Source organism: Streptomyces sp. CNT372, assembly GCF_000377145.1.
Window position 1 is genome coordinate 12,227 of record NZ_KB897793.1, and the last position, 17,140, is coordinate 29,366.

The window sequence follows — 17,140 nt, forward strand, 5'->3', positions numbered from 1 at the left end:
CGCCCGGCGAGAGCCCCTCCCACCCGCGTCCGCGCCGGCCGGGGCCATCCGTAGGATCGGTCCTTCGACGCGGTCGTGCGGGGCACGGCCGGTCTCGCACAGGGTGGGGATCCTTCGATGAGAGCAGGGACGCGCGCGCGTGCGCGAGCGGTGGCGGCGGTGCTGGTGCTGGGGGCGCTGGGCGGCTGCGCCACGACCCCGGACGCCGCACCGGCCACGGCGACCGGTACCGCCGCCGAGCAGGCCGCCGGTGCCGGAGACGGCAAGGACGACGGCGCGGACAACAGTAAGGACGCCGCCGAGGGCAATCAGGACGCCGAGGCCGGCCGGCCCCTCGCGGCGAAGGGCGACCCCGTCGGGCCGAAGGGCTCCGACTGCCCGATGCCCGTCACCTTCGACGCCGCCGAGGGCTGGCGGCCCAAGCCCCTCGACCCGGCCGAGTCCGATCCGAACGGCGACTTCGCCGAGCTGTACCGGCGCGGTCCGGTCACCCTCCTCTGCGAGATCGACGCCAAGCCCGCGGGCCATGTCGGGTTCCTGCGGGTGTGGGCGAGCGGCAAGGCCGGCGAGGAGCCCCGCGCCGTGCTGAGGGCGTTCCTGGAGTCGGGCGGTGAGGGGATCGAGGACGAGAAGTGGTCCACGTTCACGACCGGTTCGCTCACCGGTGTCGAGGTGGCGTACACCGGCTACAGCGAGCTGCTGGAGGAGTCCAAGAAGCAGCGCGCCTTCGCCGTGCCGGTGCCGGGCGGCGTCACGGTCGTCGACCTCGGCGGCATGGACGACGAGGAGCACGAAGCGATGCTCCCCGCCTATGAGCTGGCCCGGGGGACCCTGCGTACGGGCTGAGCACCGGGCGCCCCGCCGGGGCCGGTCACCGGCGACCCGCCCGTTCCGCCCGGCCGGTCACCGGGCGACACACCGGCTGCCGCACCGACACCTCCCGCCCCGTCGGCACCTCCCGCCGCGCCGACACCTTCTGTCGCGCCGGAACCTCCTGCCGTGCCGGCACCTTCTGTCGCGGCGACGCCTCCTGCCGCGCCATGCACCTCTCGCCCCGCCGACACCTCCCGCCCCAACGGACCCTCCCGTCGTGCCGGATCCGGCCCCGGCGCCTTCCCGGCGCGCCCGCGGCGGGAGGTGATCGCGGTTGCTCGGCGCAGACGCCTGCCGCACGGCGTCCCCGCGCCGTACGCTCTGATCCAGACGGTCCCGACCGGTGCGGACACACCGTCCGGCGGGCGTGCCCGCCACCGCGGGGGCAGACTTGGGGACCGAGGCACGCGCGAGCGGTGACTGGGAGGCCGTACGGTGAACGGGGGCAGTCGCAGACGACGCCTGACGAGTCGGCTGTCGGCGGGCGGCGCGGCGGCACAGTCACCCGGCGTCCGGGGGCTGCGCTACCGGCGCGGCCGGGGCCGGCTCCCCTCCGACCAGTCCACCACCCGCTCCCGGCTCGCCTGGCTGAACTCCGCGAGCACGCGCATCGGCACCACCCTCGACCTGGAGCGGACCGCCCAGGAACTCGCCGAGTTCACCGTCCCCCGGTTCGCGGACGCGGCGGCCGTCGACATCCTGGAAGGCGTCCTGCGCGGCGAGGAGGGAGCCCGCTGGACGGGGGACGGCATCCCCGCGAGCCGGGCCATGGCGGTCTGCGCCATCGACGAGCTGGCCACCCTGGAACCGACACCGGTCGGCATGACCGTGGTCCGCTCCGAGCTGTCCCACGAGACCCTGCTGCACCGCTACTGCCTGCGGCAGGGCAAGCCGGTCCTGGTCGGCCGCATGGGCGAGGAGGACTTCCTGCGCGTCGCGCCCACCGCCAGCGCCGCCGAGAAGATGCGCCGCACCGGAGTGCACAGCTACCTCGCGGTGCCGCTGATCGCCCGCGGGGTACTCCTCGGCACCGCCGACTTCGTCCGGGCCGGCGGCAGCCGCCCCTTCTCCACGACCGACCTGGCCCTCGCCGAGCAGCTCGCCTCGCGCGCCGCCGTCTTCATGGACAACGCGCGGCTGTACGGACGTGAGCGGGAGCACGTGGTCTCCCTCCAGCGCAGCCTGCTGCCCCGCGTCACCCCCCTCACCCCGGGGCTGACCCTGCGGACGGAGTACGCGCCGTCCGCCGCGGCCCGGGGCGTAGGCGGCGACTGGTACGACGTGATGGCCCTGCCCGGCGGGCGGACCGCGCTGCTGGTCGGCGACGTGATGGGCCACGGGCTCCCGGCGGCCGTCACCATGGGGCGGCTGCGCGCGGTGGGCCGCACCCTGATGACCCTGGACACGGCCCCCGAACGCGTCCTCGCCCGGCTCGACCTCGCCACCCGCGACCTGGAGGACGAGCAGGTCGCCACCTGTCTCTGCGCCGTCCACGACCCGGCCGACGGCAGTGTCACGCTCGCCAGCGCCGGGCATCTGCCACCGCTCCTGCTCGACGGGCTCGGCGGCGCCGAGTACCTGGACGTGCCCACGGGGGCGCCGCTGGGCGCGGGCGTCATCCCGTACGACCCGCTAAGGGTGTCGGTGGCGGAGGGCAGCCGGCTGGTCCTCTTCACGGACGGACTGGTGAAGAACCGCACCGACGACGTCGATGTGCAGCTGGAGCGGCTGCGGACCAAGGCGCTGGCGGCCGGCCCGGGAGCGCAGGCCGCGGCCGGTCTGCTGGCCGAGGCGCCGGACACGGCCCGGTTCGACGAGGTCGTCCTCCTCGTCGCCGAACGCACCGCCGAGGCGGCCGGTGACCTGCGGGTGTGGCGGCTCCCCCGGGAGGGCAACGTCGCCTCCGCCGCCCGGGGGCTGGTCAGCGGGCAGCTCGCGGAGTGGGGCCTCGCGGACCTGGTGGACGTCAGCGAACTCGTGGTCAGCGAACTGGTCGGCAACGCGCAGCGCTACGGCAACGGGCCGGGCGAGCTGCGCATGCTGCGCGGCGAACGCCTCACCATCGAAGTCTCCGACACCGGTCCCGACCTGCCGCAGATCCAGCACGCGGACGTCAGCGACGAGGGCGGCCGGGGTCTCCAGTTGATCAACATGCTCTGCCGGCGCTGGGGATCGTGCCGCACGGTCACCGGCAAGGTGGTGTGGGCGGAGCAGAACATCGCCCCTTGAGGCCCCCGGCACCCTGCACCGGCGCCCTGCGCCCGGGGCCGCGCGCCCCGGCCCGGCGCCCCTGACCCCGGGCACCCCCCCCGTGCGCGCACCCCGGCCCCGGCACCCTGCGGGGGGCGCGCTCCCGCGTGACACCATCGCGGGTGTGAGCACCCGGAACACGGTCGAGACGGCACTGGCGGCCGCGCTGTACGCACAGGGCGACGACTCCCTCGACACCGCCGCCTCCCTGCTGGCCGCCGACCGGGCCGCCGACGGGGAGCTGCGCCGCCGGGGCGAGGAGCTGCTGCGCCGGGCCTGGGAGCGCGGCTGGCAGCCGGCCGACGTCCACCGCCTGGTCCGCCGCGACCTCGCCGAACCGCACGAGCGGCTGTTCGCCTCGCTGGTCACCGGCGAGTCCGCGCGGTACGGCTCCCGGCTCGCGCCGCGCTGGCGGGCGCAGCTCGCCGCCCTGGAGGGCGTCGAGCCGGTGCGCGCGGACCGGTTCGCGCACGCGACGACGGTGCTGGAGCTGTACCGGCTGCTGGTGCGGTTGCCGCGGATCGAACCGGTCGCCCCGCCGCCGGGCGCGCCCCCGGCCGCCGTCGTCCCGTCCGCGCACGAGCCCCGGACGCTGGGCCGGGTCCGCGCCCTGCTCGCCAAGGCGGAGGCGACGGGCTTTCCGGAGGAGGCCGAGGCGCTGACGGCCAAGGCGCAGGAGCTGATGGCCCGCCACCGCATCGACGAGGCGGTCCTCGCGCACGGCGCGCCCGCCGCCGACGCCCCGTCCGCCTGCCGTATCGGCGTGGACGCGCCCTACGAGACCGCGAAGGCGGTCCTCCTCGACGCCGTCGCCTCGGCGAACCGCTGCCGGGCGGTGTGGAACGGCGCGTTCGGCTTCTCCACGGTGGTCGGGTTCGAGAGCGACCTCGACGCGGTCGAGCTGCTGTACACCTCCCTCCTGGTGCAGGGCACCACGGCGATGACCGCCGCGGAGTCCGCCCAGCGAGCCGGCGGACGCAAGCGGACCAAGACCTTCCGGCAGTCCTTCTGGACGGCGTACGCGGCCCGCCTCGGTGAGCATCTGAGCGCGGTGGCCGAGGAGTTGGTCACCCGGGACCTGCTGCCCGTGCTGGCCACCCGGGACCTCGCGGTCGCCGACCGGGCGGAGCGGATGTTCCCCGAGACGACCACCACCCGGGTGCGCGGGGCGACGGACGAGGCCGGCTGGCGGGACGGCACCTCGGCGGCGGACCGTGCCCACCCGCGCCCGCCCCGCCGGCCCCTCCCGGGGGAGGGCCGGGGCCGCTGACCGGACGGTAACGCCCCCGGGGCCGGCGGTCAGGTGAGCGGGATCTGCTTGTCGCCCGGGTCGGCGGACTGCCGGGCAGGCGGACTGCCGGGCCGGGTGGACGGCGATCAGCCGGCTGCCCCGGGCGAAGGCGCTGTCCCGGCCGTGGAAGCGGTAGCCGGACTCGATGAGCTGGAGGATCTCGTGCCCCAGCATCGCCTGCGGCCCGCCGTCCTCCGGCGCCTTGGCGGTGTCCCAGAGAGCGCTGTCGCCCAGCTTCTCGATCTCGTCCCAGAAGTTGGACGCGGTGAGCTGCCCGGCGATGAGCATGGCCTCGATCCGCTGCCCCAGGCTGGTGACGATCTGCACGTCCCCGGCGCCCGCCGAGGGGCCCCCGGCGAGGGAGGCCGCTGCCGGGGCGGCGGACTTCGGGGGCCCGCTGAGCACCCGCCGGGCGGTGGCCTCCGCCTCCCGTTCGAAGCGGTCCGAGGGGTCGCGGACACGCACTCCGTCGCCCCGGTCGGTGCCGGCCACCGGGCCCGAGCGCTGCTGGAGGACATGGGTCAGCTCATGGGCGAGGGTGTGCCGGTCGATACCGGCGGGCCCGGCGACGATATGGCTGCCGGAGGTGTAGGCCGCGGCCCCGAGTCGGGCCGCCGAGGCCCGGGCGGCGGCGTCGGTGTGCACCCGGACGTCGGAGAAGTCGGCGCCCAAGCGCGCCTCCATGTCGGTGCGGCTGCGCTCGTCCAGCGGCCGGCCGCCGCCGCGCAGGACGGCGTGCACGGCGGAGCGCTGCACGGGTTGCGGGTCCTCCGCATGGCCGCAGCCCGGGCCGTGCCGGTGCGCGTCCCGCTCCGTCGACGTCCCGGCCCGGCGCACCATCTGCACCACCGCCGCGTTCCCGGCGGAGCGCTGGAGTGCGAGCAGCGCCTCGGCCGGCGTCGCCACGGCCCGTGACCCGGACGCGCGGGCGGCTGCCGGGGCCCCGGTCGAGGCCGCCCGCCCCTTCGCTGCCCGGCTGTTGGCGTGGTCGTACAAGGCGGTCCCCTCCCGGCGCCGGTGTGCGTGCCTTCCCGGTGTAACCGGGCGGTCCGGCCTCCGGCCATGTACGCGGGGGCAGTCCGGGGTCCCTCCGCGTTGCCCCCGGCTCAGGCCCGGTCCGCCGGACCGGCCGCCACACAGAACTCGTTGCCCTCCGGGTCGGCCATCACCACATGGTGACCGTCGAAGGTCTCCAGGACCCGCCCGCCCGCGCCGGTGAGCCGGTCCGCCTCGGCCGTGATCCGGGCCCAGCGCTCCGCGGGGGTGCCGTGCCCGGGTACCCGGATGTCGATGTGCAGCCGGTTCTTCGCCGTCTTGGGCTCGGGCACCTCCAGGACGGACAGCCGGGGCCCGATGCCGGCCGGGTCGCAGAGCCACTCCCCGCCGCCGTCGTCGTCCTCGGGCAGGTCGAACTGGGCGAGCCACTCCTCGCGGGTGGCGTACGGCGGGGGCGGGGGCTCGTCCACGTAACCCAGCGCGGTCTTCCAGAAGGCGGCCAGGCGCGGGGCGTCGGCGCAGTCCAGGGTGAGATCGAATCGGACGCTCATGCCCCGGACGCTACCGGCGCCCGCCGACACGGCCCGCCGGGCCGCGCCCCCGGCCCGCACGCCCGCCCGGTCCGCCCGTCCGTCAACGTACCTGCCCGGGCCGCGCGTCCCGCAACGTACCTGTCCGGCTCGCGCGCCCGTCCGGCAACGCCACCCGCCCGTCCGCGCGTCCCGCAACGCCGCCGGACCGGGCGCCCGTCCGGCGAACGCCGCCGGGCCGCGCCCCCGGGGGAACGCGGCCCCGCGCGGCGGAGACCGTCGCGTCAGGGCGCCGGCACCTCCGTGGGCAGCCCGGTCGGCAGGCCCTCCGGGAGCTTGCCGCCCTCGCTCTTCTTCAGGGTGTCCTTCTTGCCGCTCTCCCAGGAGACGATCAGGCTCCCGCCGTCGCCGGACTCGAAGGAGCCCATCGTGCGGTCCGTGTTCCCGTCCGCGCAGGTGAGCGCGAGCATCGGCGCGCCGCCCATCTCCTCGACCTCGCCCGTGCAGGCGTGTCCGTCGGCGAGCAGGGCGGCCTTGCCCCGGGTCACCGAGAGCACGACCGGCTTGGCGTCGGTCATACCGGCCCAGGTGCCCTCGACGTCGGCCGGCTTCGCGGCCTCGTCGCCGCCCGTGCCCGGCTCCCCGCCGTCGGCGGTGGACGAGGCGGTGGGCTTGGCGTCACCGCCCTTGTCGTCGGCGCTGCCGCAGCCGGTCAGCGCGAGTACGGCGGCGATGCCCGCCGCCGCGGCCGAGGTGCGTACGAGCTTGCGCATGGTGCTGTCCCCCCGATCGGTGTCACGACCGCGCCAAGCTACCAGGAGGACTTGCGCACCCCGGGCAGGAATCCGGCGTGCGCCTGCTCGCGCACCCGGACCCGGGACAGCCCGAACTTCCGCAGATGGCCACGGGGCCGGCCGTCCACACCGTCCCGGTTGCGCACCCGGGTGGCGCCGGCGTCCCGCGGCTGACGCCGCAGTTCCGCCTGGGCGGCGGCCCGTTCGGCGTCCGTGCTCGACGGGCGGCGGACGATCTCCTTCAACTCCGCCCGGCGCTCCGCGTATCGCTCGACCACGGCCTTTCGGTGCTCATTGCGTGCGATCTTGCTCCGCTTCGCCATCAGACCTTCACCCCCCGGGCGCGGATGCGCAGGACGGCGGCCTCGATGCCGATGGCGTCGACGGTCTTCACCGCGCGGGCGCTGAGGGTGAGGCGGACATGCCGTCCCTCGCTGGGCAGCCAGTACCGCTTGCGCTGGATGTTGGGGTCGAAGCGGCGGGGGGTGCGCCGGTGGGAGTGGGAGATCCGGTTGCCGAAACCGGGCTTCGCGCCGGTCAGCATGCAGTGGGCGGACGCGGGTGATGCACCTCTCGCGGAGCGAGCTTGGTAATGGAAATCATTTCCATCTACTCTACCCCCATGCCTCGCAACGAACTCCGCCCGGTGGTGAAGCTCCGCTCCACGGCGGGCACCGGCTACACCTACGTCACCCGCAAGAACCGGCGGAACGACCCCGACCGCCTCACCCTGCGCAAGTACGACCCCGTCGTCGGGCGCCATGTCGACTTCCGAGAGGAGCGCTGAGCGATGCGGCCCATCCACCCGCCCTACGAGCCCGTCGTCTTCCGGGACAAGGCCGGCGGTTTCGCCTTCCTCACCCGCTCCACGGCGACCAGCGACCGGACCGTGGAATGGGAGGACGGCAACACCTACCCGGTGATCGACGTCGAGATCTCCTCGGCGAGCCATCCCTTCTACACGGGCCAGACCCGCGTCCTGGACACCGCCGGCCGGGTCGAGCGCTTCGAGCGCCGCTACGGCGGCCGGGGAGGCCGGACATGACGCCCCCCACGCCCCCCGTCGGCCCCGCCCTCCCCGTGGTGATCGTCGCCGGTCTGCACACTGACGCACGGCGCGAGGCCGTCGACGCCCTGCTCTCCGCCGTCCCCGGCAGCCTCGCCCTCCACCACGACCTGTCCACCGCGGCCGAGCGCGGCACCGTCCTGCGCACGGTCCGCGACGCCGGCGGGGTGCGCGGCACCGGGGAGACCCCGCTCGTCAACGACTGCGCCTGCTGCGCCCTGCGCGAGGACCTGGTGCCCGAACTCCTGCGGCTCGCCGAGGAGGGCGCCACCCGGCTCGCGGTCGTCGAACTGTGGGACTCCGTCGAGCCCAAGGCCATGGCGGAGGTCGTCGCCGGGCACGGCGACGGACGCCTCGCGATCACCTCGGTGATGTGCGCGGTCGACCCCGCCCTGCTGCTCCCGTACCTCGGCAACGGCGACGACCTCGCCGAGGCCGGGCTCGCGGCCGCCGCCACCGACCAGCGCACCGTCGCCGACACCTGGGCGCGCCAGCTGGAGTACGCGCCCGTCCTCGCCGTCGTGGACAGTGAGGAGGCGGACGAGGCCGACCGGGCACTGCTGGCCCAACTGCACCCGACCGCGCGGCGGTTCCCCGTCGGCTCGGCCGAACTGGTCGCCGCCGCTCTGGCCGGCTTCGACGTGGAGGCCGCCGCCGCGGCCCAGCACCCGGCCTGTGCGCTGCTGCCGCAGGAGGCCGACGCCTGCGGGGTGTCGACCCTCGTCTGGCACAGCGTCCGGCCCTTCCACCCCGGCCGCCTCTACGCGGCCCTGGAGGACCTGACCTGCGCCGCGGCCCGCAGCCGCGGCCGGTTCTGGCTGGCCGACCACCCCGACACCCTGCTCGCCTGGGACGCGGCCGGCGGAGCCCTCTGCGTGGAGAGCGCGGGCCCCTGGCTCGCCTCTCTTCCGGACGCGGCCTGGGAGCTGGTGCCGCCCGTGCGCCGTGCCGCGGCCGCCCTGGACTGGCACCCGGAGCACGGCGACCGCTGCCAGCACCTCGTCTTCACCTCACCCGGCCTCGACCGGGACGGACTGGCCCGACTGCTCTCGTCCTGCCTGCTGACCGATACCGAGTACGCCGCCGGCCGCGAAGGCTGGAAGCGGCTCCCGCCCGCCTTCGACTCCCTTCTGGAGGTCTGAGTTGTCCCCCCGACGCACCACCGCCCGCAAGCCCGCCGCACCCAGGCCCAACCCCCTGGACCGCGCGGGGATCACCTACATCGACTACAAGGACACCGACCTGCTGCGGAAGTTCATCTCCGACCGGGGCAAGATCCGCAGCCGCCGGGTGACCCGCGTGACCGCGCAGCAGCAGCGGCTGCTCGCCCGCGCGATCAAGAACGCGCGCGAGATGGCCCTGCTGCCGTACGGCCCGCCGGGGCGCTGAACGGGAGGCTCCGGGCCGTCCTGTAACCGGGGGAACACCGCGTGTGCACGTGCATCCGCCGGTGCATGTGCCCATGCGTCGGCACATGAACACAGCTATGATCCGGGATGGTTGACGCCAGCAACTTGCACCCCGGGAGCGACTTGTGCACCACGTGTACAACGGCATGACGGCCACGGAGCTTCAGGGGGTCGTCTGGCAGAAGAGCAGACACAGCAACTCCCAGGGCTCCTGCGTCGAGTTCGCCAAACTGCCCGGCGGCGACGTGGCCATGCGCAACTCGCGGCACCCCGAAGGCCCCGCACTCGTGTACACGCCCGCGGAGATAGAAGCGTTGCTTCTCGGCGTCAAGGACGGCGAATTCGACCACCTGGTGGCCTGAACGCAGTCCTTCCGGGGCCGGGTTGCCGGCTCAGCCGAGCCGGAAGAGGGCCCAGACGACCTTCCCCCGCAGCGACCCGGCCAGGGGGTGCCAGCCCCAGCCGTCGCTGAAGGAGTCCACGAGCAGCAGCCCCCGGCCGGACTCGGCCGAGTAGTCCTCCTCGGACTCCCGTGCCGTGGGGCCGTCATGGCTCGGATCGCGCACCGCGCAGACCAGCCGGCCCGTCCAGTGCATCAGATGCAGCCGCACCGGGCACTCAGGAGACTGCGCGTACGGGTCGGCCGTGGTCTCGGCCCGGGACGGGGACTCGGGCGCCAGAGCGTGCCGCAGGGCGTTCGTCACGAGTTCGGAGACGACCAGGGCGACATCGTCGAAGCGGTGTCCGAGGTCCCACTGGCCGAGCGTCGTCCGGGTGAACTGCCGTGCGCCGCGCACCGCCTCGTGGCGGGCGGGCAGTGCGCAGGAGACGGATCCGGAGACGGCCGAGGGGTCGATCGGCGGAAGGCCCTGCCTTAACGGCGCGAGCATGGTCGATCCATTGGTCCCCATGCGAGGCACTCCCGGGAATCGCGGCTGTGACGCTACAACACGAACGAGCACGCAGGTGCGCGGGGCCCATCGTTCCCAAAGCGAGACGCAGATGCAAGGGCAGATGCACGTGCACGCGCCGGACCTGTCCGCCCCGTGACGGTTCTTGCTCATATCTTCCCGCGATCCGCCGCGCCCCCCGCGCGCCGCCTTCCCCTTTCCGTAGTCGAACGAGTACGGCGCGAAGTGCTTTGGTGGCAGAATCCGGCTCTTGGGGTTCGGGGGGACCCTCGGCGAGGATCGGAGTCCGGCAAGTGGTGCGGCATGGGGAGGGTTCGGGTCGTGACGGCAGGAGAGTCGGCGGCATCGGCAGGGGCGTCCGCGTCCTCGTGGGGGTACCCCCGTTCCGACGGTCCGGGCGGAGGGTCGGTCGTCCGGCGCATCCTGCTCGGTTCGCAGCTGCGGCGGCTGCGGGAGTCCCGCGGCATCACCCGTGAGGCCGCCGGGTACTCGATCCGCGCCTCGGAGTCGAAGATCAGCCGCATGGAACTGGGCCGGGTGAGCTTCAAGGCACGTGACGTGGAGGACCTGCTCACCCTCTACGGGGTCACCGACGACACCGAGCGGTCCGCCCTCCTCGGCCTCGTCAAGCAGGCGAACGTGGCCGGCTGGTGGCACAGCTTCGGCGATGTGCTCCCCGGCTGGTTCCAGACGTACATCGGACTGGAGGGCGCCGCCTCCGTCATCCGCATCTACGAGGTGCAGTTCGTGCACGGGCTGCTCCAGACCGAGTCGTACGCGCACGCCGTGGTCGCGCGCGGTATGCCCGACGCCCCGGCGGCCGAGATCGACAAGCGGGTCGCCCTGCGCCTGGAGCGCCAGAAGGCCCTGGTCTCGGAGAACGCGCCCCTGCTCCATGTGATCCTCGACGAGGCGGCACTGCGCCGCCCGTACGGCGACCGGGCCGTGATGCGGGCCCAGCTGAGCCATCTGATCGAGGTCTCCGAGCACCCGAACATCACGCTCCAGGTCATGCCCTTCTCCTTCGGCGGCCACGCGGGGGAGAGCGGCGCGTTCACCATGCTGAGCTTCCCCGAGTCCGACCTCTCCGACGTGGTCTACCTGGAGCAGCTGACCAGTGCCCTCTACCTGGACAAGCGCGAGGAGGTCGCCCAGTACGACCGGGTGATGACCCGCCTGAGCGAGGACAGCCCGGACCAGTCGAGCACCCGCGACCTGCTCCGAGGACTCCTCCAACTCATTTGACACACCAGTACGATGACGGAACATCAGATACCTGTGCTCGCGCCGGCCACCGCCGCATCCGCCCCTGGAGCAGTGATCGCATGTCCTTCTTCACCGAACTGGCACTTCAGTACATAGACGGCGAGTGGAAGCCCGGCAGCGGCTCCTGGGACATCATCGACTTCAACCCGTACGACGGCGAGAAGCTGGCCTCCATCGCCGTGGCCACCGCCGACGAGGTCGACCAGGCGTACCGGGCGGCGGAGCGCGCGCAGCAGGCGTGGGCGGAGACCAACCCCTACGCCCGCCGGGGCGTGTTCGAGAAGGCCCTGCGGATCGTCGAGGACCGCGAGGAGGAGATCGCCGAGGCGATCGTCGCCGAACTGGGCGGCACCCGGCTGAAGGCCGCGTTCGAACTGCACCTCGCCAAGGAGTTCCTGCGGGAGGCCGTCCACCTGGCGCTCCGCCCCGAGGGCCGTATCATTCCCTCCCCGGTGGACGGCAAGGAGAACCGGGTCTACCGCGTCCCGGTCGGCGTGGTCGGGGTGATCAGCCCGTTCAACTTCCCCTTCCTCCTCTCCCTCAAGTCCGTCGCCCCGGCCCTCGCCCTGGGCAACGCCGTCGTCCTCAAGCCGCACCAGAACACGCCGGTCTGCGGCGGTTCCCTGGTCGCGAGGATCTTCGAGGACGCGGGCCTGCCGGCCGGCCTGCTGAACGTGGTGATCACCGACATCGCCGAGATCGGTGACGCCCTCCTGGAGCACCCCGTCCCCAAGGCGATCTCCTTCACCGGCTCCGACAAGGTGGGCCGCCATGTCGCCACCGTCTGCGCCGCCAACTTCAAGCACGCGATCCTCGAACTCGGCGGCAACAGCGCCCTGATCGTCCTCGACGACGCGGACGTGGACTACGCGGTCGACGCGGCGGTCTTCAGCCGCTTCGTGCACCAGGGCCAGGTCTGCATGGCCGCCAACCGCATCCTGGTCGACCGCTCCCTGCTCGCCGAGTTCACCGAGAAGTTCACCGCCAAGGTCGCCACCCTGAAGGTGGGCGACCCGGCCGACCCGGCCACCCACATCGGCCCGCTGATCAACTCCTCCCAGGCCGAGGCGGTCACCTCGGTCGTCGAGCGGACGGTGGAGGCGGGCGCCACCGCCCTGATCCGGGGCGAAGCCGACGGCAACCTGGTGTCCCCCTCGGTCCTCACCGACCTCCCCGAGGGCTCGCCCGTGCTCACCCAGGAGATCTTCGGCCCGGTCGCCCTGATCATCCCCTTCGACGGCGAGGACGAGGCGGTCCGGATCGCCAACGACACGCCGTACGGCCTCAGCGGCGCGGTACACACGGCGGACGTCGAGCGCGGGGTGCGGCTCGCCAAGCGGGTGCACACGGGCATGATCCACATCAACGACGGCACCGTCCACGACGAGCCCATCGTCCCCTTCGGCGGCGAGAAGCACTCCGGTATCGGCCGGCTCAACGGCGACGCCATGCTCGACGCCTTCACCACCCAGAAGTGGATCTCGGTCCAGCACGGCCGCTCCCGCTTCCCGTTCTGACGACCCTGCGGGGAAACGGCCCTCCCGGGGAAACGGCCCTCCCGGGGAATCGGCCGGACCTCCCCGGGAAACGGCGCTTTCGCCACCCTTACGCGCGACCCCTCGCGGACAGAAGCCGTCCACGAGGGGTCGTAGCGTGAGGAGCGCCGGAAGGGAGAACGACCCCTTCCAGGACGGAAGGCGGACACCATGCCCACCCACGTTTCCCCCGAGTCCCGCGGCGACGAGCGCGGCGCGCTGCTGGCCTTCGTGGAGGCCCAGCGCGGCGGTATCCGGCGCTCCCTCCTCGGCCTGACCGAGGAACAGGCGGCGAGCCGCCCCAGCGCCAGCGAACTCTCCCTCTCCGGGCTGCTCAAGCACGTCACCGAGACCGAGCGCGGCTGGGTCGTGCTGGCGAGGCGCGGGGTGGGCGCCTCCTACGGCCAGGGCTCCGCCGAGGAGGGCGGCGGGCAGGAGGAGGAGGCGAACGGGGAGGACGGCTTCCGCCTGGTCGCGGGGGAGACCACGGCCGGAATGCTGGCCCGCTGGGACGAAGTGGCCAAGGAGACGGAGGAGTTCGTCCGCTCGGTGCCCAGTCTGGACGACACCTTCCCGCTGCCCGACGCCCCCTGGTACCCGGACGGCGAGCGGGTGTCCGTGCGCTGGCTGGTGCTGCACCTGATCGAGGAGATCGCCCGGCACGCGGGCCACGCGGACATCATCCGCGAATCCCTGGACGGCAAGGGCGCCTTCGACCTCATCGCCCTGGAGAGCGGCGAGAGCGGCGGCGGGTGAGGCCCCGCCGCCTCGGGCCCGGCACGCCGATCCGGGCCCGGGACGGCCGCCCCCCGGCTCCTCAGTCCCTCAGTTCCGCCAGCCGCCGCAGCGCGTCGCCCGCCGACTCCCGTTCGTCTGGCCCGAGTTCGACCGCGACCGCCCGCGCGGTCAGCTCCGCCACGAGCGCGTCCTCGCCGAGCCGCCGGGCCAGGTCCGCGCGGAGCACCAGAAGACGCAACGACTGCACGGGCGTCGGTTCCCCGGGTGTGCGCCCGTCGAGCGCCCGGTCCAGGATCCGGGCCGCGCCGGGCAGGTCCTCCTTGGAGTCCGCGTAGAGATCCGCCAGATGCAGGGCCCTGGCGTACGGCTCCCTGGGGACCGGCCGCATGCTCTGGTCCTCGCCGATCCGCTGACCGACCCGGATGGAGTTGCCCGCCGGGTCGGTCATCAGGAACTGGCGCATCCCGTAGGACATGTCCTTCAGGGGGCCGATGCGGGGCAGGCCCCGCTGCGGTATCCGCCCGTACGCCTCCTTCAGGCCGGTACGGAAGGCGGTGTAGAGGCCGTCCACGTCGTCGGTGAGCACATAGCAGCCGGCCACCGAGGCGGCGGGGTCATGGGCCTTCATGCCGAAGAACTGCAGTTCTACCTCCCCGCGCTCGACGACGGCGTAGGCGTAGGGGCTCTTCTGGAGGTACGTCGTCCCGAAGCCCAGGGCAGTGTAGAAATCGACCACCGGCTGAATCGTCCGGCACGGGAGGAGCGGGATGGTCTTCTCGGTCATGGCCGGTAGTCTAGTCAAACTTGAATAGGAAGGGGTCCCGGTCGATGTCAGCGATCCGCCTGCTGGTGCTCGGCGCCGTCCGCCAGCACGGCCGCGCCCACGGCTACCAGGTCCGCAACGACCTGGAGTACTGGGGCGCGCACGAGTGGTCGAACGCCAAGCCCGGCTCGATCTACCACGCCCTCAAGCAGATGGCGAAGCAGGGACTTCTGCGCGCCCACGAGACGGCCCCCTCCACGGCCGGCGGCCCCCCGCGCACCGAGTACGAGGTGACCCCCGAGGGCACCGAGGAGTACCTCGCCCTGCTGCGCAAGGCCCTCACCGCCTACGACGAGGGCACCGACGTCCTCTCCGCCGCGATCGGCTTCATCGTGGACCTGCCGCGTGCCGAGGCGGTGGAGCTGCTGCGGGAGCGGGTGCGCGGCATGCGCGAGTGGCGCCGCTCCGTCACCGAGTACTACACGCCCGAGGAGGGCCCCGAGTCCATCGGCCACATCGGCGAGATCATGAACTTCTGGGTCGCCTCCGCGGACTTCGGCGCGGAGTGGACCCTCGGCCTGATCGCCCGCATCGAGGCCGGCGCGTACACCTTCGCGGGCGAGGGCGAGCCGTTCACCGCCGTTCTCGCCGAGGGGGAGGAGAACCCCTACGCCACCGGCATCCCCCACGAGGGCGACACCCGCTGAGCCGTGACCCGCACGCGGGGTCTCAGTGGTGGAACGCCGTCGCCGCGGCCTCGTCCCTGCCCAGGGGGCCCGGCTGCTCCCGCAGCTCGGGCAGCAACTGCTCCAGGTCCCGCAGCAGCAGGTCCGCCAGGTCGGCGGAGAAGCCGTTGCGGCAGACCACCCGCAGCACCGACAGGTCCTGCCGGTTCGCCGGGAAGCTGTACGCGGGAACCAGCCAGCCCCGCTCACGCAGCCGCCGCGAGACGTCGAACACGTCGAAGGCGGTGATGTGGTCGGCCGTGGTGAACGCGAACACCGGCAGCTGGTCGCCGTGCGTCAGCAGCCGGAACTCGTCCATCGCCCCGATCCGCCGGGCCAGCCCGGTCGCCACGTCCCGCGCCGTCTGCTGCACCGCGCGGTAGCCGTCCCGGCCCAGCCGCAGGAAGGTGTAGTACTGCGCGACCACTTGCGCGCCCGGGCGGGAGAAGTTCAGCGCGAAGGTCGGCATGTCCCCGCCCAGGTAGTTCACCCGGAAGACCAGCTCCTCGGGCAGGCACTCGGGGGAGCGCCACAGCGCCCAGCCGACGCCCGGGTAGACCAGACCGTACTTGTGCCCCGAGGTGTTGATCGAGGACACCCGCGGCAGCCGGAAGTCCCAGACCAGGTCCTCGTCCAGGAAGGGCGCGACCATCGCCCCGGACGCCCCGTCCACATGCACCGGCACATCGAGACCGGTGCGCTCCTGGAGGGCGTCCAGCTCCGCGCACAGCTCGGCGATCGGCTCGTAGGAGCCGTCGAAGGTGGATCCGAGCACCCCGACCACACCGATGGTGTTCTCGTCGCAGAGGTCCACGGCGGCCTTCGGGTCCAGGTGGAAGCGGTTCCCCTCCATCGGCACCAGCCGGGCCTCCACCTCCCAGAAGTTGCAGAACTTGTCCCAGCAGACCTGGACGTTCACGCCCATCACCAGATTGGGCCGGGCCTTCGCGGGATACCGGTCGGTGTTCCTCGTCGTCCACCGGCGCTTGAGGGCCATGCCCGCGAGCATGCACGCCTCGCTGGAGCCGGTGGTGGAGCAGCCGACCGCCGCCGATGGGTCCGGGGCGTGCCAGAGGTCCGCGAGCATCGACACGCACCGGCGCTCCAGCTCGGCCGTGCGCGGGTACTCGTCCTTGTCGATCATGTTCTTGTCGCGGCACTCGCCCATCAGGACGCCCGCCTGCGGCTCCATCCAGGTGGTGACGAAGGTCGCCAGGTTGAGCCGCGAGTTCCCGTCGAGCATCAGCTCGTCGTGGACCAGCTGGTAGGCGGTCATCGGCGGGGTGGGGCCGTCCGGCATCCGGTGGGCCGGCGGTGCGGACGTCATACCGGCCACCGGGTCGGCGACGCCGTAGAAGGGGTTGAGCGAGAGGCGGGAACGCTCCGCGCCGTCGTCGTCCCTGTTCGTGCCCTGGTGGAGTGCCATGGGACTCAGGCTCGCCCCGGCCCCCACCCGCCGCAACGCGAAAGCGCCCCTCCCGCGCCCGCCCGGGGCACGGGGGGACCGGACCGGTGTCAGACGCGGGAGACCACCACGGCCGTCCCGTACGCGCAGATCTCGGTGCCCACGTCCGCCGCCTCCGTCACGTCGAAGCGGAAGGCGAGCACGGCGTTGGCGCCGCGCGAGCGGGCCTGCTCCACCAGACGCTCCATGGCCTGGTTCCGCGTCTCGACGAGGGTCTTGGTCAGCCCCCGCAGCTCGCCGCCGATCATCGACTTCAGTCCCGCGCCGATCTGGCTGCCCAGATGCCGGGAGCGCACGGTGAGGCCGAACACCTCGCCGATCACCTGTTCCACGCGGTGGCCCGGGATGTCGTTGGTCGTGACGACCAGCACATCGGTCTCCGGGCCCTGGCCGCCGCCGTACTCCTCGATACCCATGGTCACAGCGTGCTCGCGGAGCGCCCGGAACGCATCCCCGAGGCGGTGGAACCGGGCCCCCGGAATGTGCGTTGATAGCTTTGGTCAGCCGACCGTCCCGATCGACCACACC

The 17,140-nt window shown here is 73.3% G+C and carries 20 protein-coding genes and 1 pseudogene; 12 read left to right on the plus strand and 9 right to left on the minus strand.

What is annotated here, in order from left to right; translation table 11 throughout:
- The first annotated feature begins 117 nt into the window (after positions 1-117).
- The 3 genes from C593_RS0126930 to C593_RS0126940 all read left to right on the plus strand — a co-directional run bounded on the left by C593_RS0126930 (position 118) and on the right by C593_RS0126940 (position 4,393).
- Positions 118-846 (plus strand): lipoprotein, encoded by a 729-nt coding sequence (locus tag C593_RS0126930; protein WP_026278116.1) that lies wholly within the window; start codon positions 118-120, stop codon positions 844-846.
- 462 nt (positions 847-1,308) lie between these two features.
- Positions 1,309-3,102 carry a SpoIIE family protein phosphatase gene (locus C593_RS0126935; RefSeq protein ID WP_018850434.1) on the plus strand — a complete coding sequence of 598 codons (1,794 nt, stop codon included), beginning with the start codon at positions 1,309-1,311 and terminating at the stop codon, positions 3,100-3,102.
- A gap of 145 nt (positions 3,103-3,247) precedes the next feature.
- A complete protein-coding gene (locus tag C593_RS0126940) occupies positions 3,248-4,393 on the plus strand; it encodes a DUF2786 domain-containing protein (protein WP_018850435.1) in 1,146 nt (381 codons plus the stop codon).
- A gap of 576 nt (positions 4,394-4,969) precedes the next feature.
- On the opposite strand, the pseudogene C593_RS34000 reads toward C593_RS0126940, so the two are convergent.
- From C593_RS34000 to rpmB, 5 genes and pseudogenes are all read right to left on the minus strand, one after another.
- A pseudogene (locus tag C593_RS34000) lies at positions 4,970-5,254 on the minus strand (eCIS core domain-containing protein); the annotation flags it as partial.
- 266 nt (positions 5,255-5,520) lie between these two features.
- A complete protein-coding gene (locus C593_RS0126950; RefSeq protein WP_026278117.1) occupies positions 5,521-5,961 on the minus strand; it encodes a VOC family protein in 441 nt (146 codons plus the stop codon).
- Between the two features lie 263 nt (positions 5,962-6,224).
- Positions 6,225-6,713: a hypothetical protein gene (locus C593_RS0126955; RefSeq protein WP_018850438.1), complete on the minus strand. Its 489-nt coding sequence runs from the start codon at positions 6,711-6,713 to the stop codon at positions 6,225-6,227.
- Positions 6,714-6,751: 38 nt separating this feature from the next.
- Positions 6,752-7,057, minus strand: a complete 306-nt coding sequence (gene rpsN, locus C593_RS0126960; RefSeq protein WP_018850439.1) for a 30S ribosomal protein S14 — start codon at positions 7,055-7,057, stop codon at positions 6,752-6,754.
- On the minus strand, positions 7,057-7,278 hold the full coding sequence (rpmB, locus tag C593_RS0126965) for a 50S ribosomal protein L28 (RefSeq protein WP_018850440.1): 222 nt from the start codon (positions 7,276-7,278) through the stop codon (positions 7,057-7,059). Before rpmB ends, rpsN begins: the two co-directional genes overlap by 1 nt.
- Positions 7,279-7,356: 78 nt before the next feature.
- Here rpmB and rpmG point away from each other — a divergent pair, with 78 nt between their 5' ends.
- The 5 genes from rpmG (at position 7,357) to C593_RS0126990 (ending at position 9,571) form a co-directional block, all read left to right on the plus strand.
- A complete protein-coding gene (gene rpmG, locus C593_RS0126970) occupies positions 7,357-7,521 on the plus strand; it encodes a 50S ribosomal protein L33 (protein WP_018850441.1) in 165 nt (54 codons plus the stop codon).
- 3 nt (positions 7,522-7,524) lie between these two features.
- Entirely contained in the window at positions 7,525-7,779 is a 255-nt protein-coding gene (locus C593_RS0126975; RefSeq protein ID WP_018850442.1) for a type B 50S ribosomal protein L31, read from the plus strand.
- Positions 7,776-8,942, plus strand: coding sequence for a GTP-binding protein (locus C593_RS0126980; protein ID WP_018850443.1), 1,167 nt, complete (start codon positions 7,776-7,778; stop codon positions 8,940-8,942). The genes C593_RS0126975 and C593_RS0126980 overlap by 4 nt, the downstream gene beginning before the upstream one ends.
- A gap of 1 nt (position 8,943) precedes the next feature.
- The gene (rpsR, locus tag C593_RS0126985; protein ID WP_018850444.1) at positions 8,944-9,189 is read left to right on the plus strand and encodes a 30S ribosomal protein S18; all 246 of its coding nucleotides are present in this window, start codon (positions 8,944-8,946) and stop codon (positions 9,187-9,189) included.
- Between the two features lie 145 nt (positions 9,190-9,334).
- Positions 9,335-9,571 carry a DUF397 domain-containing protein gene (locus C593_RS0126990; RefSeq protein WP_018850445.1) on the plus strand — a complete coding sequence of 79 codons (237 nt, stop codon included), beginning with the start codon at positions 9,335-9,337 and terminating at the stop codon, positions 9,569-9,571.
- Between the two features lie 30 nt (positions 9,572-9,601).
- Here C593_RS0126990 and C593_RS0126995 read toward each other — a convergent pair whose 3' ends face one another.
- A complete protein-coding gene (locus C593_RS0126995; RefSeq protein ID WP_037747295.1) occupies positions 9,602-10,120 on the minus strand; it encodes an ATP-binding protein in 519 nt (172 codons plus the stop codon).
- Positions 10,121-10,423: 303 nt separating this feature from the next.
- On the opposite strand from C593_RS0126995, the gene C593_RS0127000 reads away from it, so the two are divergent.
- The 3 genes from C593_RS0127000 to C593_RS0127010 all read left to right on the plus strand — a co-directional run bounded on the left by C593_RS0127000 (position 10,424) and on the right by C593_RS0127010 (position 13,677).
- On the plus strand, positions 10,424-11,365 hold the full coding sequence (locus C593_RS0127000) for a helix-turn-helix domain-containing protein (RefSeq protein ID WP_037747298.1): 942 nt from the start codon (positions 10,424-10,426) through the stop codon (positions 11,363-11,365).
- Between the two features lie 80 nt (positions 11,366-11,445).
- On the plus strand, positions 11,446-12,903 hold the full coding sequence (locus C593_RS0127005) for an aldehyde dehydrogenase family protein (RefSeq protein ID WP_018850448.1): 1,458 nt from the start codon (positions 11,446-11,448) through the stop codon (positions 12,901-12,903).
- 189 nt (positions 12,904-13,092) lie between these two features.
- Complete coding sequence (locus tag C593_RS0127010) at positions 13,093-13,677, plus strand: DinB family protein (protein ID WP_018850449.1); 585 nt, start codon at positions 13,093-13,095, stop codon at positions 13,675-13,677.
- A 61-nt stretch (positions 13,678-13,738) separates the two neighbouring features.
- Here C593_RS0127010 and C593_RS0127015 read toward each other — a convergent pair whose 3' ends face one another.
- Positions 13,739-14,443 carry a bleomycin resistance protein gene (locus C593_RS0127015; protein WP_018850450.1) on the minus strand — a complete coding sequence of 235 codons (705 nt, stop codon included), beginning with the start codon at positions 14,441-14,443 and terminating at the stop codon, positions 13,739-13,741.
- Positions 14,444-14,487: 44 nt separating this feature from the next.
- Between C593_RS0127015 and C593_RS0127020 the strand changes: the two genes are divergently transcribed.
- The gene (locus C593_RS0127020) at positions 14,488-15,129 is read left to right on the plus strand and encodes a PadR family transcriptional regulator (protein WP_018850451.1); all 642 of its coding nucleotides are present in this window, start codon (positions 14,488-14,490) and stop codon (positions 15,127-15,129) included.
- Between the two features lie 22 nt (positions 15,130-15,151).
- On the opposite strand, the gene gad is transcribed toward C593_RS0127020, so the two are convergent.
- Together gad and C593_RS0127030 are read right to left on the minus strand one after the other, a co-directional pair.
- On the minus strand, positions 15,152-16,573 hold the full coding sequence (gene gad, locus C593_RS0127025; RefSeq protein WP_018850452.1) for a glutamate decarboxylase: 1,422 nt from the start codon (positions 16,571-16,573) through the stop codon (positions 15,152-15,154).
- Positions 16,574-16,662: 89 nt separating this feature from the next.
- A complete protein-coding gene (locus C593_RS0127030) occupies positions 16,663-17,028 on the minus strand; it encodes a YbjQ family protein (RefSeq protein WP_018850453.1) in 366 nt (121 codons plus the stop codon).
- Between the last annotated feature and the right edge of the window lie 112 nt (positions 17,029-17,140).

Excerpts from the sequence above, each read along its gene's own strand:
- C593_RS0126930 (WP_026278116.1), top strand. The coding sequence starts at position 118 with ATGAGAGCAGGGACGCGCGCGCGTGCGCGAGCGGTGGCGGCGGTGCTG.
- C593_RS0126950 (WP_026278117.1), bottom strand. The coding sequence starts at position 5,961 with ATGAGCGTCCGATTCGATCTCACCCTGGACTGCGCCGACGCCCCGCGC.
- C593_RS0126955 (WP_018850438.1), bottom strand. The coding sequence starts at position 6,713 with ATGCGCAAGCTCGTACGCACCTCGGCCGCGGCGGCGGGCATCGCCGCC.
- rpsN (WP_018850439.1), bottom strand. The coding sequence starts at position 7,057 with ATGGCGAAGCGGAGCAAGATCGCACGCAATGAGCACCGAAAGGCCGTG.
- rpmB (WP_018850440.1), bottom strand. The coding sequence starts at position 7,278 with ATGCTGACCGGCGCGAAGCCCGGTTTCGGCAACCGGATCTCCCACTCC.
- rpmG (WP_018850441.1), top strand. The coding sequence starts at position 7,357 with ATGCCTCGCAACGAACTCCGCCCGGTGGTGAAGCTCCGCTCCACGGCG.
- C593_RS0126975 (WP_018850442.1), top strand. The coding sequence starts at position 7,525 with ATGCGGCCCATCCACCCGCCCTACGAGCCCGTCGTCTTCCGGGACAAG.
- C593_RS0126980 (WP_018850443.1), top strand. The coding sequence starts at position 7,776 with ATGACGCCCCCCACGCCCCCCGTCGGCCCCGCCCTCCCCGTGGTGATC.
- C593_RS0126995 (WP_037747295.1), bottom strand. The coding sequence starts at position 10,120 with ATGGGGACCAATGGATCGACCATGCTCGCGCCGTTAAGGCAGGGCCTT.
- C593_RS0127000 (WP_037747298.1), top strand. The coding sequence starts at position 10,424 with ATGGGGAGGGTTCGGGTCGTGACGGCAGGAGAGTCGGCGGCATCGGCA.
- C593_RS0127005 (WP_018850448.1), top strand. The coding sequence starts at position 11,446 with ATGTCCTTCTTCACCGAACTGGCACTTCAGTACATAGACGGCGAGTGG.
- C593_RS0127010 (WP_018850449.1), top strand. The coding sequence starts at position 13,093 with ATGCCCACCCACGTTTCCCCCGAGTCCCGCGGCGACGAGCGCGGCGCG.
- C593_RS0127015 (WP_018850450.1), bottom strand. The coding sequence starts at position 14,443 with ATGACCGAGAAGACCATCCCGCTCCTCCCGTGCCGGACGATTCAGCCG.
- C593_RS0127020 (WP_018850451.1), top strand. The coding sequence starts at position 14,488 with ATGTCAGCGATCCGCCTGCTGGTGCTCGGCGCCGTCCGCCAGCACGGC.
- gad (WP_018850452.1), bottom strand. The coding sequence starts at position 16,573 with ATGGCACTCCACCAGGGCACGAACAGGGACGACGACGGCGCGGAGCGT.
- C593_RS0127030 (WP_018850453.1), bottom strand. The coding sequence starts at position 17,028 with ATGGGTATCGAGGAGTACGGCGGCGGCCAGGGCCCGGAGACCGATGTG.